General features: G+C 63.0%; 18 protein-coding genes. 10 read left to right on the forward strand and 8 right to left on the reverse strand.

Features of this window, described 5'->3' with window-relative positions; all coding sequences use genetic code 11:
• Window positions 1-316 precede the first annotated feature (316 nt).
• On the forward strand, window positions 317-460 hold the full coding sequence (locus tag BLW27_RS21315; protein WP_218141144.1) for a hypothetical protein: 144 nt from the start codon (window positions 317-319) through the stop codon (window positions 458-460).
• A 204-nt stretch (window positions 461-664) separates the two neighbouring features.
• On the opposite strand, the gene BLW27_RS20900 is transcribed toward BLW27_RS21315, so the two are convergent.
• Window positions 665-922, reverse strand: coding sequence for a hypothetical protein (locus tag BLW27_RS20900; RefSeq protein ID WP_143042333.1), 258 nt, complete (start codon window positions 920-922; stop codon window positions 665-667).
• Window positions 923-950: 28 nt separating this feature from the next.
• On the opposite strand from BLW27_RS20900, the gene BLW27_RS17585 reads away from it, so the two are divergent.
• Window positions 951-1460 (forward strand): 3'-5' exonuclease family protein, encoded by a 510-nt coding sequence (locus tag BLW27_RS17585; protein WP_089885365.1) that lies wholly within the window; start codon window positions 951-953, stop codon window positions 1458-1460.
• A 36-nt stretch (window positions 1461-1496) separates the two neighbouring features.
• Here BLW27_RS17585 and BLW27_RS17590 read toward each other — a convergent pair whose 3' ends face one another.
• The 5 genes from BLW27_RS17590 to BLW27_RS21330 form a co-directional block, all read right to left on the reverse strand.
• Window positions 1497-2096 (reverse strand): hypothetical protein, encoded by a 600-nt coding sequence (locus BLW27_RS17590; protein ID WP_089885367.1) that lies wholly within the window; start codon window positions 2094-2096, stop codon window positions 1497-1499.
• Between the two features lie 185 nt (window positions 2097-2281).
• The gene (locus BLW27_RS21320) at window positions 2282-2437 is read right to left on the reverse strand and encodes a hypothetical protein (RefSeq protein ID WP_177177972.1); all 156 of its coding nucleotides are present in this window, start codon (window positions 2435-2437) and stop codon (window positions 2282-2284) included.
• Between the two features lie 42 nt (window positions 2438-2479).
• Entirely contained in the window at window positions 2480-2662 is a 183-nt protein-coding gene (locus BLW27_RS21490) for a hypothetical protein (protein ID WP_089885369.1), read from the reverse strand.
• Window positions 2663-2738: 76 nt separating this feature from the next.
• The gene (locus tag BLW27_RS21495) at window positions 2739-2978 is read right to left on the reverse strand and encodes a hypothetical protein (RefSeq protein ID WP_089885371.1); all 240 of its coding nucleotides are present in this window, start codon (window positions 2976-2978) and stop codon (window positions 2739-2741) included.
• Between the two features lie 188 nt (window positions 2979-3166).
• Entirely contained in the window at window positions 3167-3331 is a 165-nt protein-coding gene (locus BLW27_RS21330; RefSeq protein WP_177177974.1) for a hypothetical protein, read from the reverse strand.
• A 148-nt stretch (window positions 3332-3479) separates the two neighbouring features.
• Here BLW27_RS21330 and BLW27_RS17605 point away from each other — a divergent pair, with 148 nt between their 5' ends.
• Window positions 3480-5345: an HWE histidine kinase domain-containing protein gene (locus tag BLW27_RS17605; protein WP_089885373.1), complete on the forward strand. Its 1866-nt coding sequence runs from the start codon at window positions 3480-3482 to the stop codon at window positions 5343-5345.
• Between the two features lie 818 nt (window positions 5346-6163).
• Here the strand turns inward: BLW27_RS17605 and BLW27_RS17610 are convergent.
• Window positions 6164-7885 carry a SulP family inorganic anion transporter gene (locus tag BLW27_RS17610; RefSeq protein ID WP_089885375.1) on the reverse strand — a complete coding sequence of 574 codons (1722 nt, stop codon included), beginning with the start codon at window positions 7883-7885 and terminating at the stop codon, window positions 6164-6166.
• 74 nt (window positions 7886-7959) lie between these two features.
• Window positions 7960-8226 carry a helix-turn-helix domain-containing protein gene (locus tag BLW27_RS17615; RefSeq protein WP_245710929.1) on the reverse strand — a complete coding sequence of 89 codons (267 nt, stop codon included), beginning with the start codon at window positions 8224-8226 and terminating at the stop codon, window positions 7960-7962.
• 594 nt (window positions 8227-8820) lie between these two features.
• Here BLW27_RS17615 and BLW27_RS17620 point away from each other — a divergent pair.
• The 7 genes from BLW27_RS17620 to BLW27_RS17650 all read left to right on the forward strand — a co-directional run bounded on the left by BLW27_RS17620 (window position 8821) and on the right by BLW27_RS17650 (window position 14285).
• Window positions 8821-9288 (forward strand): hypothetical protein, encoded by a 468-nt coding sequence (locus tag BLW27_RS17620; RefSeq protein ID WP_089885378.1) that lies wholly within the window; start codon window positions 8821-8823, stop codon window positions 9286-9288.
• Between the two features lie 82 nt (window positions 9289-9370).
• Window positions 9371-9814: a nucleoside diphosphate kinase regulator gene (rnk, locus tag BLW27_RS17625; protein WP_089885380.1), complete on the forward strand. Its 444-nt coding sequence runs from the start codon at window positions 9371-9373 to the stop codon at window positions 9812-9814.
• Between the two features lie 192 nt (window positions 9815-10006).
• On the forward strand, window positions 10007-10741 hold the full coding sequence (locus BLW27_RS17630; RefSeq protein WP_089885383.1) for a pseudouridine synthase: 735 nt from the start codon (window positions 10007-10009) through the stop codon (window positions 10739-10741).
• Between the two features lie 559 nt (window positions 10742-11300).
• The gene (locus BLW27_RS17635; RefSeq protein WP_177177983.1) at window positions 11301-11702 is read left to right on the forward strand and encodes a four-helix bundle copper-binding protein; all 402 of its coding nucleotides are present in this window, start codon (window positions 11301-11303) and stop codon (window positions 11700-11702) included.
• 332 nt (window positions 11703-12034) lie between these two features.
• A complete protein-coding gene (locus tag BLW27_RS17640; RefSeq protein ID WP_089885388.1) occupies window positions 12035-12874 on the forward strand; it encodes an amino acid ABC transporter substrate-binding protein in 840 nt (279 codons plus the stop codon).
• A gap of 8 nt (window positions 12875-12882) precedes the next feature.
• Window positions 12883-13557 carry an amino acid ABC transporter permease gene (locus tag BLW27_RS17645; protein ID WP_089885390.1) on the forward strand — a complete coding sequence of 225 codons (675 nt, stop codon included), beginning with the start codon at window positions 12883-12885 and terminating at the stop codon, window positions 13555-13557.
• Complete coding sequence (locus tag BLW27_RS17650; protein ID WP_089885392.1) at window positions 13554-14285, forward strand: amino acid ABC transporter ATP-binding protein; 732 nt, start codon at window positions 13554-13556, stop codon at window positions 14283-14285. The genes BLW27_RS17645 and BLW27_RS17650 overlap by 4 nt, the downstream gene beginning before the upstream one ends.
• The last annotated feature ends 110 nt before the right edge of the window (window positions 14286-14395 follow it).

The following is a 14395-nucleotide window of genomic DNA, read 5'->3' on the forward strand; positions in this document are numbered from 1 at the left end:
GTTGCCATGCCGGGCTTGGGCGTCTCGGATGGACACGTCTGACCGCTGCTCCTGCTCGATGGCGGTTCACGACTCGGGCCGCGCCGCTCTTGTTGAAGGAGTACTTTTCACAGACGGGCGCCGGTGCGAAAGGAGCGATCTGGCGCGTCAGCAAGAACCCGCCATCAAATCTAAAACTATCGAAGGAACTGTCGGCTCAGAGCCCATATCGACATGAGCAATCTTTTCTGCCACGCTGAGGCGCAGATGGCGCGTCTTCGGCCGTATTTTGCAAAGAGCCATAGTCGTCTCCCTGTTGACGGCCGACGACGGCAGCATGAAAGCGTTCGTGACTGCCAGCGTGGCGCAGGGCGCACGGGCAACCGACGCGAAGATCCTCAGCGATGTGCGCGAAGACCGCGGCATCGCCAAGCACCTGAAGCAGACGACGGCGGCACGGCAGAGGTTGGCAACACGATGATCAACTTCACCGACTGCCTCTGCGTGCCCTGTGCGCCCAGCTGCGGGCCAGCGCGTGCGCACGCACGAGGATGCCGCCTTCATCTGGAACGCGTTCATGCAGCGCAGCCGCGCGCGATCTTGCGGACCACCCGATGGGGGCAGGCCAGAGTCACCTTCCCAGCACACGCGTAGATATTGCTGCGGCAATAAGAGCGGATTGATGCTATCGGCGAGGTGTTAGTTCGTCGCGTATTGCGCTCGTCGGCAGTATGCGATGCGGCGCTGGCTCTGGCTCATCGACATGTTCCCGCAGACTGAGCGACCTGTCGGGGTTTCTGACTGCATGCACGCCGTAAGGCGCAATCAACTTGTCGATGTGCAGCCCGGCGCCGCGGATAGTCATGTCGTGTCGATGCGTCAGCTCCTGGAAATCCGCCAGAAACGCCGCGATCTGCTCGTCTGTTTTTCCGTTTCTGTTCATGATATGTCCTCCGGAACAAAGGATTGTCATGCCGGTCGTGGATCTCAAACACATTGCGTTCATCGACCTCGAGGCGTCCGGCCTTAGGCCGGGTAGCTGGCCCATCGAGATCGGTGTGGCATGGCTCGAGGGCAGGAAGGTCATCATGCACTCGTCGTTGATCTGTCCTCGACCTGGGTGGTCCGATGATGCGTGGAGCGAGCAGAGCGCGACGGTCCATAGGATTTCCCGGGCAGAACTCGAGGAGGCGCCGGGTGCCGATCATGTCGCGCGTTGGTTCCTGGATCTCGTCGGAGATCGGACGCTGATCTCAGACGCTCCGGAGCACGATGGGCGCTGGCTTGAGCGACTGCTTGGCGAGCGGCGCGAAATCATTTTACTTCATGATGCTCTGTGGCAAGCCTTCTCAGATGATGGAGAGGTCGCGCCTGGCAGGCTACATCACGCATATAAGAACCTGCGGCTGAACAAGCCCGCGCATCGAGCCGCCGAAGATGCAGCGGCCCATGCCTACGCGTGGCGCGCTGCTCTCAAATGATCCCCATATTGCCGCGGCAATATGCGTCGTCAGTGATTACTCAGCGTCCGCACATACCCGATCAGTCTCAAACATAGCGGCGATTGTGAACTCAGCTCCCGCGAACAAGTTGAACGAAACACTGAATGATGGGCTTATTTCGGTAGGTCTTATCGAGGCGCCGCATGCTGACTCTACCGCTGACGAGAACAATTCAGATGCGGCGTCTTGAGCGATCTTTCGGAGAGCTGCGCGGCTTACGCCGGCGATCATCCCAGGATCTTCAAATGACGCAGTGACGATTTCCCCGGTCGAGGACCTCACCTCGACCTCGATACCTGACTCTATCCACGATTTGACGAGCCTTTCGGCCGCTTCGTTACCTTGATTTTGCATCGTTTGCCCGACAGAACGTGCGACCTTCTCCTGTATTGCCCGTTCGATCTCGCCCGTGGCCTCATCATTGGCGGCGAAGGGCAGCAGAAATTTGCGATTGAATCCGATTGTGCGGTCAAGCTCGACTGCTGCGTCGTTTTCCGGATCAAATGCAAAGCCGCTATCGGTGTATCTCGCGGTGTATTCGTAGCGTTCAGACTCGGGCTGCGCGTCCGCTGCAAAAGCAACCAGAACGAGCGATGTAACAAGGCGTGCGAACATGAAAATCTCCTACCGCGATGAGCAACGTTAGAGTAGTCGCGGGGTAGGAGCCAGAGCAGGCACCTCGCATCGTATTGCCGCGGCAATAATGTCTTCGAGACCGTCCAATAATCCATGTTATGGTAACTTCTGTCCGCGTAGTTGTGGGCCGCCCACGCCCCCGGGCGCCTCACCCAGAGGCGCCTCTACAACTCCCATCGCGACCATCCCGAGATGATCGGGAAGCCCGCGATGAACCCGGTCGACAGCAACTCGATCATCGACTGGTCGAGTCGTCGCTCACCCTCGTCCACGGCTCGTGAGAACGCTTCCTTCGGCGTCGGCGCAATCGGCATAATCATTTGGACGGTTTGCAGTCGGCATCGTCCGCGGGACAATCACCGTCACGGCATCGATACGGCATCACCCGCTGCATCGTTGCCCGATTTGCGATGGCTGACTGAGACGTCGTCGAACGCGCCGGTCCCGCCCGGCATAACATTCGTTTCAAGCAGAAGCGGCCGGAAGATGCGAAGCGTCTCGTCGAGCGCGTCGACCCCTATGACCGGCTCGAAGAACGTTTGCATTTTACCTTGCCGCCAGGCTGAGAACGCCTCGGGCGCCACGAAGACCAGGGGGCCTTCAACTTCGGCACCGACGTCCCTACCGGAAGGTTGGCCCAGTTCGCGCCGGGCCACCTCCGGTGCCTCGGCTACCGAAAAGAGCCCCGGGGATCAAGTCATCCGTGGTCGTGATCTGGGACCCGGCGAACTCGAGAACGATGATCCGCGCGGTCAAATCGGCCGCCGCGTCGTCTCCGGCGTTCTGCTGTGCCTGCGCCATGGATGAGAGCATCAGCACGGCGCCTCCGGCAGCGAGCGTAGCGTGGGGATTGAAGGTCATCGCGCATTTCCCTGTCTTTGATCCGCAAAGTGCGACCACAGGAAAACGTTCCTGTGAAAACTAAAGGTTCGTGCTTTCCGATCGCGGACGTGCGGCAGGAATGCGCGAACTGCCGCGGGTAATCCGGCACCGGATTCCGGTGCGGATTTTCAGGAACCGGGATGGATGGTCCCTCAGAAGGGACGCGTTCAGTAGACGTCGCCGAATTCCTCGATCTCGGCCTTGACGTCGTCGCCGTCGAACCAGCCTTCTTCCTCGACGGTGATGACGTGGTTTTCGTCAAGATCGGCCGTCTCGTAGATGCCGGTGGTGTAATCGTCCTCTGCCAGCAGCGAGACGCTCGTAGCTGTCATCGCGCGAAGACCTCGGAAATGCTCCAAAGTAGACCCTTTGCTCCGCGACCGTTGGCTTCCAGCGCCTCCTCCGTATCTCGGCACCCTTCGCACAGCCCGTGACAGCGACCTTCGCTGCGCATAGGTTCTGGGTAGAGAGGAGCGTCCTATGTCCCGCCGTCGCAACGCCCAGAACTCACATGTCGGCGAGAGCATGGCGGAACTCGTCCGCGCATTTGACTGGAGAGCGACGCCACTCGGCTCGCGGGATGACTGGACGCCCAGCCTGCGGATCGCATCAAACCTTGTGCTGGAGACAAGCTTCCCATCCATCCTGGCGTGGGGGCCAGATCTGTGTTGCATCTACAACGACGCGTATCGCCCCTTGCTTGGCGAGAAGCACCCCGCCCTCGGCCAGTCGCCCTTCGACATCTGGCCTGAGGTGGCAAGCGAGCTTGAGCCGATTGTCGCCGCCGCCTTAGACGGTCGGACCTATTACGACGAGGGTGTCCATTTCAAGTTGCAGCGCCGCGGTTTCGCCGAAGATGCATGGTTCGATTTCAGCATGAGCCCGGTGCGGGATGAAGCGGCCAGCGTAGTCGGCATCCTGAATACCGCGGTCGAAGTCACCGAGCGCAAAAGAGCAGAGACGCGACTTCTGGAGCGAGAGGCGCGGTGGCTCCGTACCTTTGAACAGGCCCCGGGGTTTATCGCGATCACGATGGGGGCTGACCATGTCTTCTCGTTCGTCAACAGGTCCTTCATGAGCCTGTTCGGAGAGCGGGACTATCTGGACCGGCCGGCGCGCGAAGTCTTCCCGGAGATGGCGGGTCAGGGGTTCTATGAGCTAATGGATCATGTCTACAGCACCGGAGAGCGCTTCCTCGCACAGCAGCAGCCGATTCTGGTTGCTCCGTCCGATCCGGAAGCCGCGCCTACAACGCTGTTCCTCGATTTTGTCTATGAGCCGATCCAGGATGACGACGGGAGCATCGCCGGCATTTTCGTCGAAGGGTTCGACGTGACGGAGCGGAAGCTGGCGGAGGAAAAGCAGAAGCTTCTGGCACGAGAAGTCGATCATCGCGCGAAGAACGTGCTGGCCGTCGTGCAGTCGATGGTCCGGCTTACCAAGGCTGACAGCCAGCCAGACTTCGTCAAGGCGGTCGAGGGACGGATCAACGCGTTGTCGCGTGCACATAGCCTTCTCGCCAGCAGTCAATGGTCGGGCGCCGATTTGTCCGCGTTGGTGACGGCGGAAGTCGCCTCCTACGGCGGCAAGGATGCTCAGGTGAAGGTTCTGGGCGGTCCCGCGGCGACGCTGGCACCCGATGCGGTGCAACCCACGGCCATGGTGCTGCACGAGCTGCTCACGAACGCTGCGAAATATGGAGCGCTCTCTACCGATGGCGGAACTGTCGAGGTGCAGTGGGTGCGGAACGAAGACGGCGGCGTCCGGCTGCACTGGCGCGAAGTCGGTGGCCCTGCGCTGACGGGCTCTCCGCCGCACAAGGGCTTCGGGTCGCAGATGGTGCAAGCTGCATCCCAGCAGCTCGATGGTGGCGCGACTTGGGATTGGGCGCCTGATGGGCTGCGCTGCTCGTTCGATGTCACGCCCGAAAACTTGAGTAGCGCGCCCGCGCCGGCTGCGCAGCCAGCCGGAGATACCCCGCCAACTCCAGGAGACGTGGCAGGGATGCAGGTGCTGGTCGTTGAGGATGAAGCCCTCGTCGCGATGGAGACCTGCCATATTCTGAACGAATTGAGGTGCTATGTCATCGGACCAGCGTATTCGCTTGGAGAAGCTCTCAAGTTGGCCGCCGATACAGCCGAACTCGATATCGCGGTGCTGGACGTCAATTTGAAGGGCCATGAAGTCTGGCCAGTGGTGGACCTTCTGCAGTCCCGGAACGTGCCGCTCCTTCTGGCCACCGGCTACGGCGACGGGGTCGAGAGGCAAGGCCTCACGGTTCTGGCCAAGCCCCTGACGGTGGGTCTTCTTGAGCGGGAGCTGAGAAATTTGGTCGGCAAGCGATAGCCCGTCTGAGCGCGAGCTGCCCGAAGGTGGGGAGTACGCCAGCATGCCATCTATTTTGCCGGCCCGCCTACATCAGCAGCGGCTGACATGAATTCACCACCAGCGGGGGCCGTTTTTTCGCGCGTCCCACGCTACGGCACGATGAACGGCTGCTTTGAAAGAAAGTGCCCCGTACTTCGCTGGCGCAGCGCAGGACCGCTTCCCGCCCTTCCTGCACGACGACCGGGCCGCCGTGAACGGCCCATAGCCGCCTCCATCGAAGATCGTAGATGCTGCGGTGCGGCCGGCCAATGCTGCCATTCGCTGCGACCGCGAATTATGATGATGGGCGAACTCATACTATGCGAACCTTACGGACCTTCGTCGCGCGCTCGACTTCTGCTGCGCCTGCGGGGTGCGCGTAGGAAGGGCAGAAACCGGTAGTTTGCTGCGCGAGCGGCGCGTTCACTGGACAGCGTAGGACGGGGTCATCGTGCTGCCGGAGGGCGTGGCGCGTCCTCTTCGCTGGTCCGCGGGGCCGCTGATATCTTCCGCCCTCAGTCTGCTTCACTGCCGTCATGACCGTCGACCCGTCGCCGGCTTGGTCGCGCGCTCCCAGATCCGGGTGCAGCAGATCCGTTCGGCGGGCCGCACCAGCCCGTCGCGTTCCATCCTCCGCAGAAGGTGCAAGATGCCGCTGTTGCTCATCCCGAGAGCATCCCGCAGTTCCGCCTGCGTCCGCGGGCGTGCGAGGGCCTCGAGAACATAGCGTCGCCGCGTTTCGACCCGGCCGTTCCGGCGACGCGCAAGGTGACGTGCATCACTGCCTTGGCCTGGCATCAGGCTGCCTCCTGTTCGGTGGCGGCATGTTCGCGCAGCAGCTCCAGAGCCTCGTCGACCGTGGTGGCAAAGTGGACCAGCGGACGTTTCAGGCCGTGGGACACGAACACGCGCTGGATGTCGCGCGTCGCCCCAGTGAGCCAGACTGCGACACCTTGCTTCTGCGCTTTGTGGGCCAGACCGTCGATCATGTTGGCGCCGGTCGAGTCGAGGAAGGGCACGGACGAAAAGTCGACGATCAACGCCTTGTGCGTGTCCTGGATGCTGTCGAGGACTGAGCCGATGGATACGGTCGCACCGAAGAACAGCGCACCGGTGATCCGGTAGATAACCACGTCGGGGTTCGCGGCCTGGTCTTCGCGGTATTCGCCGCGGGGGTGGGCGGTGTCCGCCTCGTCGTGGCCAACGAAGGTGCTGTGTGTCGCGACGTTCGTTGTCCGGCTCATGCGATGTATGAACAGGACAGACCCGAGTGCGAAGCCGACGACGATGGCTTCGGTCAGATCGCGAAAGATGGTCAAAAAGAAGGTAACGCCCAGCACCGTCGCCTCGCCCCAGCCGGAACGAACCAGGATCGCGATGGCCGGCTTCTCGATCATGTTCCAAGCCACGACAGCCAGAACCCCGGCAAGCGCTGCCAGCGGGATGTATGCGGCCAGCGGTGCCGCGAGCAGCATGAACAGCAAGAGGAACGTGGCGTGCAGCATGCCCGCGACCGGGCCATGCGCTCCGGCGCGCACATTCGTAGCGGTGCGCGCGATGGTGCCTGTCACGCAGAAGCCGCCAAAAAGCGACGAGCCGACGTTTGCCGCGCCCTGTGCCACCAGTTCGCAATTCGAGCGATGGCGGCGCCCGGTCATGCCGTCGGCGACGACGGCCGACAGCAGCGACTCGATGGCGCCCAGCAGAGTGAAGGAGATCGCCGCCGGGAGCACCGGCAGGATGCTGTCCATCGAAAGCGCCGGCAAGCGCGGCACCGGCAGCGAGGACGGGATGCCACCGAACTTCGTTCCGATGGTCTGGATCGGCAGCGTGAGTGTGACGGCGGCGGCGGCGGCCACGACCACCGCGATCAGCATTCCTGGCCAGTGCGGGCGCCAACGGCGCAGGCCGAGGATCATCGCCACGGTCGCAGCCGAGACGGCAATGGCGGCGGGGGTCAAGCTCGTCCGTGCGTCCCACAGCGCGGGGATCTTCTCCAGCAGGTCGCCCGGCTCGTGCTCGAGCGTCAGTCCAAACAACTCCTTGAGCTGGCTGGCGAAGATGATGACCGCGATCCCGGCGGTGAAGCCCACCGTGACCGGAAAGGGGATGAACTTGATGAAGGTCCCCAGCCGGAGGAAGCCGATGACGGTGAGCATCAGCCCCGACAGGAACGTGGCGAGGATCAGGCCCTCCATGCCGTGCAACGCGACCGTGCTGGCGACCAGCACGATGAAGGCCCCGGCCGGGCCGCCGATCTGAAACCGAGAGCCGCCGAGGAGCGAGACGAGGAAGCCGCCGACGATGGCCGTGTAAAGCCCCCGCGCCGGGGCCACTCCGGACGCGATCGCAATAGCCATCGACAGCGGCAGAGCGACGATGGCGACGGTAAGCCCGGCGACGGCGTCCGCCCGCAACTGCGGCAGGCCATAGCCTTCGCGCAGGACGGTGATGAGTTTCGGAGTGAAGAGTTCGGCGAAGCTTGGGTCGTCGCTCTGTCTGGTAATTTGGTCTTTCATCTGTGGCCGCACCTTGGAAGGTTGCGGCGGGATCGTCGGCTTGTCGTCGGCGGTCGCCGTCGCGGGTTGAGGGATCAGTGTTTCGGGAGAGGCATCTTCAGTCGCACGCCGCGTCCGCTCGCAGTGCTGGCCGAGCCTTCTCCGAGGAGTTCGATGCCAGCGGTTTCGAGCGCGGCGACTACCTTCGTCAGGCTGTCCACGACGCCGCGCACGTTGCCGGGACTGGCTTCCATGCGCTGGATCGTCGGCACGGACAGCCCGGCCAGTTCGGCCAGGGTTTTCTGGTCGATGCCGAGAAGGGCACGCGCAGCGCGCATCTGAGAACCTGTGATCATGAGCATGCCCGCGAATTCTGTGTAGATGTTCTGATACTGCGTTATGATATGTCAATTATCGATTTGCGCGAATTAAATATCATAGACTACGTCTGCACATCTCGAGCGACCCTGCGAGGCCGTCACCGAGGGTGCTGTCCGTGTCTCGGGTCTGCGTAGGTCGAGCCGGTCAGCATTGCGAACTTCGCACACACCTTGCGCTGGGATTTCCGCGATACCCTTCGTATCTGCGCGGCTCTCGCCCACTGCGCGTTGGTTTCTCATGCTTGCTTGCCAGCTTCGATCTTGGCGAGTCAGGACCTGATGGCGTCGACGCGGTTCGTGCGCCCGCCCTTCGATCGCTTCCGGTTCGGCACATCTTCTTCATCCGCTCAGCACCAGTCTCGTTTGCGCCGTTTCAAGGAGCTGCCTTGAGGATTGACAGTTTTCGTGCATTGGCTACGCTCTCCTGATGGTCATGCATGAGAACCTCTTCCGGTTTCTGCTTCTGAACCGCCCGGGTCCCCGGGTGGCCTGCGCATAGGCGCGTCCTCGACCACCCGGGGCTTTCTCACATCCTTGAAATGAGAACGAGGGCGTCGCCGCCCCGGGAGATACATCATGACCATCACCAGGATTCCCCATCTGCCTTCGGGCAGTAATTTTCAATCGCTGTTCGAACGTTCCGCTGTCGAGACCGGTTTCCTCCTCACGGTCGAGGATGGGGTCGGCACCGAGCGTCTGCTGCGCCATTGCGGGACCAAGAATGCGCCAAATCCCCCGCTTCTGATCGGTCTCCTGCGCCACAAGCTGAGGATCTCCCGTGGTGCCCCGGAGCCGGCCCCGCCCGAGGTCGTCCTGGCCGGGCGCCAGGTCACCTACATGATCAGCGGCGAGGGATCGCGCTCGGGTGTGCTCGCCATGCATCCGGTGCCGCTCCCCGGACGCGTTCTCGTTGCATCCCTGCTGGGGGCAACTCTGATCGGGATGCGGAAACTACAGAAGGCGCCGCTTCTGCGGGACAGCGGTCAAATCCACACGGTCGTCGTGCTGGATGTGAGCCCGCCTCCAGACCACGACGCGACCTGATCCCCATCCGCCCCCTTGCGGGAGAGGGAAATTGGCTACCCAAATTGCATCTACGCCACCAGAGGGTGGAAAGGAGAACTCGATGAACGAACAACGCTCCATATCGCGCGGCGCAGGCAGACGACCCAGGGTCGTCATCGGCGCAGAGTGCGTGGACAGGCTCGAGGCACTCGCGGAGGGCGCGATCCAGCGCAACCCGGACCTCGCGGACAGGCTGCTCGGCGAGCTCGGCCGGGCCCGGATCGTTCCGACGGCGAAGCTTCCGTCAAGCGTGGTGGCGATCGGTCGCGCGGTCACCTACCGAGACGAAACCACCGGCCAAGAGAGGACCGTAACCCCGGTCTTCCCCGAAGACGCTGACATCGCAAGCGGCCGGATCTCGATCCTGACGCCGATCGGGGTCGCCCTGATCGGTCTGGCCGAGGGTGCCTCGCTCGACTGGGATACCAGAGACGGAACGCGGCGGGTGCTGACTGTGCTTCGCGTCGTCCCCCACGACTTCGCTGAAGGGCTGGAGGCGCAATGATCCATTTCTTGCGAGGCCTTGCCGAGGGCCATGATCCGCCCGGAAGGAGTCGCGCGACGCGCTGACGAAGCCATGACGCTTTTCCCGGGACATCGACAGCCGCCGCTTTGCTGTCATCCCCTTTCCGCCGAAAGAGGGTCATGAACCGCCACCATCCGCCGACCCGTCGCGCTACTTGAGGGACTGGAAGTAATGACCAATACTCCAACCTCCCGCGTCGACAAGCTCTTGTCCTCGATGGGCTATGGTTCGCGCAACGAAGTTGCGCGGATCGCCAAGCGTGGCGGTATCACCCTGGACGCAGGCAAGCTCTTGGATGTCACCAAACGCATCTCTGTCACTCCAGATTTGCCGGCCCGCATGGAGATCGACGGCGAGGCACTCGATGCCGTCCCGGGCGTGGTCATCGTTTTGAACAAGCCCTTGGGCATGACGTGTTCGCACAAGGAAAACGGTGCACTGGTCTATGACGTCCTGCCCGAGCGTTGGAAACGACGTGATCCGGCGATTTCGACCATCGGCCGTCTGGACAAGCAGACGTCCGGTCTGCTGTTGCTGACTGATGATGGCGGCCTGCTGCACCGTGTCATCAGCCCCAGGCGCCGAGTGAAAAAGACCTATCGCGTCAAGCTGGCCCGCCCGCTCGATGGCACCGTAGGCGATCTGTTTGCCTCGGCCCGTTTGATGCTGGAGGGCGAGGACAAGCCGCTGGCTCCTGCGGAACTGGAAGTGGTCTCGGAAACGGAAGCGCTGCTTACTGTTACCGAGGGACGATACCATCAGGTGCGCCGCATGTTTGCCGCGACCGGCAACCACGTTGAGAAACTGCACCGCGAGCGTGTGGGCGGTCTGTCGCTCCCGCATGGCATGGCCCCCGGCCAGTGGAATCTGCTGAGTGAAGAAGAAATCGCCTTGATCTTTCAATAGGCCAAGGATGCCGTGGTCTCGGCATTGGAGGGTGAACGACGTCCATGTCCGGGGAGATCATGCCCGGCCGAGGATACCGCCGCCACACCGCCAGAACCAGCGACCGCTTATGTCCCGCGTTCCGGATGCCCGCTTCGAGCCCAAACCACCCACGGCGATGATCGCGAATTTCGAGGTGGCAGCATGGGCGAGTTCGACACGACCGGCCCTCACCTGCCGTTCGCGTCACAGCGACCGCTGCGGTGCAGCTTCCCCGGACCCGCCGTTCGTGACCCGTGCAGCATTCATGTTGCAGCCCACGTCGAGAACGCGGACCTTCCCGCCGCTCAGTTTTATCCCACTTGCGAGCTCTCCGGGAGAAAAGGCAGCAAGCGTGGCAAAGGATGAGATGCGGCGGGATCGGTGACCACTGGCCGGGAAACCAGCCGATATTCGACAAGCCTGACGGTAGCTTTTGCGGCTTGCAGAACGCTGTAGCTGCTCTCGGCACAAAAAGGCGGCGGAACATCCCTCCAGTCCTACCGTTTTCCCGTCGTTGCAGACCGATAAGGAGATACCCGTGCAAGTTTGCGAAATGATGAGCACACACCCAGACGTCCAGGGCAGCACCGAGGACGCGCTGCTGAAGTTCATCGAGGATGCCTACTCCTGTGCCCAGACCTGCACGTCCTGTGCAGATGCGTGTCTGGCTGAGGAGATGGTCGCCGACCTGCGCCAGTGCATCCGCCTGAATCTCGACTGCGCTGATATCTGCGCTGCAACCGGCACGATGGGGTCGCGCCGCACCGGGTCGAATGAGGCCGTTCTCGTGGCCGCAATCAAGGCCTGCGCCGAAGCGTGCAACCGCTGCGCCGAGGAATGCGAAAAGCACGCCGGCAAGCACGAGCATTGCCGCATCTGCGCCGAGTCCTGCCGCCGCTGCGCTACCGCCTGCAACGACGCGTTGCCGCAGGTGCAGTGACTTCTTGCTCCGGCGGCCAAGTCGGCCGCCGGCTTTCATACGCAGCTGGGACGGTCTCGGCCTGCCCCGTTTCATGGCACTTTTCTCGGATGGCAGAAGCGCAATGCCAAAACGGCGCGATGCAGAACCTGTGGCACTGACTGGGCAGCAAAGCGTCGTCGAGAGAGCAACGGCGTGCGTGGAACATTTGCCCAAGGCGCTGCCGCTTTCGACGAACGCCAGTCCAGTATGATCCATGCCTGCCGAACATTCTCCCTCATTTCGGGACATCACGTTGATATAGGGCCGTTGAGACGGCACGTCAGTGGCCAAACGCAAGCAGGAGATTAAAGATGCTGAAATTGAAATCCGTCATCGCGGCCGCCGTCACTACCGCCGGGCTGACCGGCGCCGTCGCTGCGCAGGACGCCGAGACGCTCCGCGTCGGGATGTCCGGCGGATACTTTCCCTTCACTTTCGTGCGGCAGGACGAGCTGCAGGGCTTCGAGGTCGACGTGATGAACGCCGTGGGCGAAGAAGCCGGCCTCGACATCGCGTTCGACACCATGTCGTTCTCGGGCCTCATCGGCGCGCTGGACGCGGGCCGGATCGACACGATCGCCAACCAGATCACCATCACGCCCGAGCGCGAGGAGGCCTTCGTCTTCACGCAGCCCTACGTGATCGACGGCGCGCAGGTGGTCACCCGCGAGGGCAACGACGAGATCGAGGGCATCGAGGACCTGCGCGGCAAGTCGGTCGCGGTGAGCCTTGGGTCGAACTTTGAACAGCTTCTGCGCGATCTTCCCTACGCGGACGAGATCGACATCCGCACCTACGAGAGCAACGTCCAGCAGGACGTGGCCCTTGGCCGGGTCGATGCCTTCGTCATGGACCGCGTGTCCTCGGCGCAGGTGATCCAGGAAAGCCCCCTGCCCCTGGAACTGGCCGGCCAGCCGTTTTCCGAGATCCGCAACGCGCTTCCCTTCCGCGATACCGAGGGTGGACGGGCGCTGCGCGACCGGGTCGATGCGGCGCTGACCGCGCTGAAGGATAACGGCACGCTGACCGCGATCTCCGAGAAGTGGTTCGGCACGGACATCACTCCGGCAGGCTCTGACGAGGCCGGCACGGATGGCGCCGCCTCTGACGCTGCCTCGGACGCAGCTTCCGATTCCGCCGCTTCCGAGTAAGCCAGCCGATGCGGGCGCTCGACCTCGACTACATGCTGGGGCTGGTGCCCGTCATCCTGGGCTACGTTCCGCTGACGCTGTTCATGGCCGCCGCGGCCATGGTGTGCGCGCTCGTACTCGCCTCGCTCATGGCGGTAGAGCGTGTGGTCAAGGTGCCGGGGCTGGATGCGGTGGTCGTGCTGTTCATCAGCTTCTTTCGCGGCACGCCACTTTTGGTCCAGCTTTTCCTGTTCTACTACGGCCTGCCGCAGGTCTTTGCCTTCCTCACCCAGATCAACGGCGTGACGGCGGCGATCATGGGCCTGACCCTGCACTTCGCCGCCTACATGGCCGAGGCAATCCGCGCCGCGATCACCGGCGTGGACCGCTCGCAATGGGAGGCTGCGCAATCGATCGGGATGACCCAGGCGCAGATGATGCGCCGCATCGTCCTGCCGCAAGCGACGCGGATCGCGGCGCCCACGCTGGTCAATTACTTCATCGACATGATCAAGGGCACGTCGCTGGCCTTCACGCTGGGCGTGACCGAGATGATGGGCGCGGCGCAGAAGGAAGCCGCCGGAAGCTTTCTCTACTTCGAGGCCTTCCTGGTCGTCGCGCTGATCTACTGGATCATGGTCGAGGCCCTGAGCCAGGGGCAGAAGCGGCTCGAGCGGCACCTGAACAAGGCGTATGCGCGATGATCTCGATCCGCGGGCTGACCAAGCGCTTCGGCGAGACCACGGTGCTGGACGCGATCGACCTGGACATCGCCGCGGGCGAGCGGGTCGTGGTCATCGGGCCGTCGGGCACGGGCAAGTCCACCCTGCTGCGCTGCCTGAATTTCCTCGACCGGCCCGACGCTGGCACGATCACGCTCGGCGACGTCTCGGTCGACGTGACGCGGGCGTCGAAGAAGGACGCGCTGGCGCTGCGCCGGGCGACGTCGTTCGTGTTCCAGAATTACGCGCTCTTCGCCAACAAGACGGCGAAGGAGAACATCATGGAGGCGCTGGTCACGGTGCAGGGCCGGCCCCGCGCGCAGGCCGAGCAGCGCGCGCTGGACGTGCTGGCCGAGACCGGCCTTGCCAACAAGGCCGACAGCTATCCCGCCGCGCTGTCGGGCGGCCAGCAGCAGCGCGTCGGCATCGGGCGCGCGATGGCGATCGGCGCCGACCTGATGATGTTCGACGAGCCGACGTCGGCGCTCGACCCCGAATGGGTGGGCGAGGTGCTGGACCTGATGCGCCGCGTCGCCGAGCGCCGCCAGACCATGCTGATCGTCACCCACGAGATGCAGTTCGCGCGCGAGATCGCGGATCGCGTGGTGTTCATGGATGGTGGTTGTATCGTGGAGGCCGGCCCCCCGGGCGAGGTGCTTGACTCGCCGCAAGACGATCGACTGCGGCGCTTCCTGCGTCGCGTGGCTTGATCCAGAGTCCTCGACAGCTGCCAACGCATGGCGTTCAATGCCAGCCTGACGGATGCCAGTTTCGGTGCTATCGGCGAAGTTCAGCCTCGCATTCCAGTCCAGTCAGCCAG

It is taken from the genome of Citreimonas salinaria (genome assembly GCF_900107235.1).
GTDB classification, from domain to species: Bacteria; Pseudomonadota; Alphaproteobacteria; order Rhodobacterales; family Rhodobacteraceae; genus Citreimonas; species Citreimonas salinaria.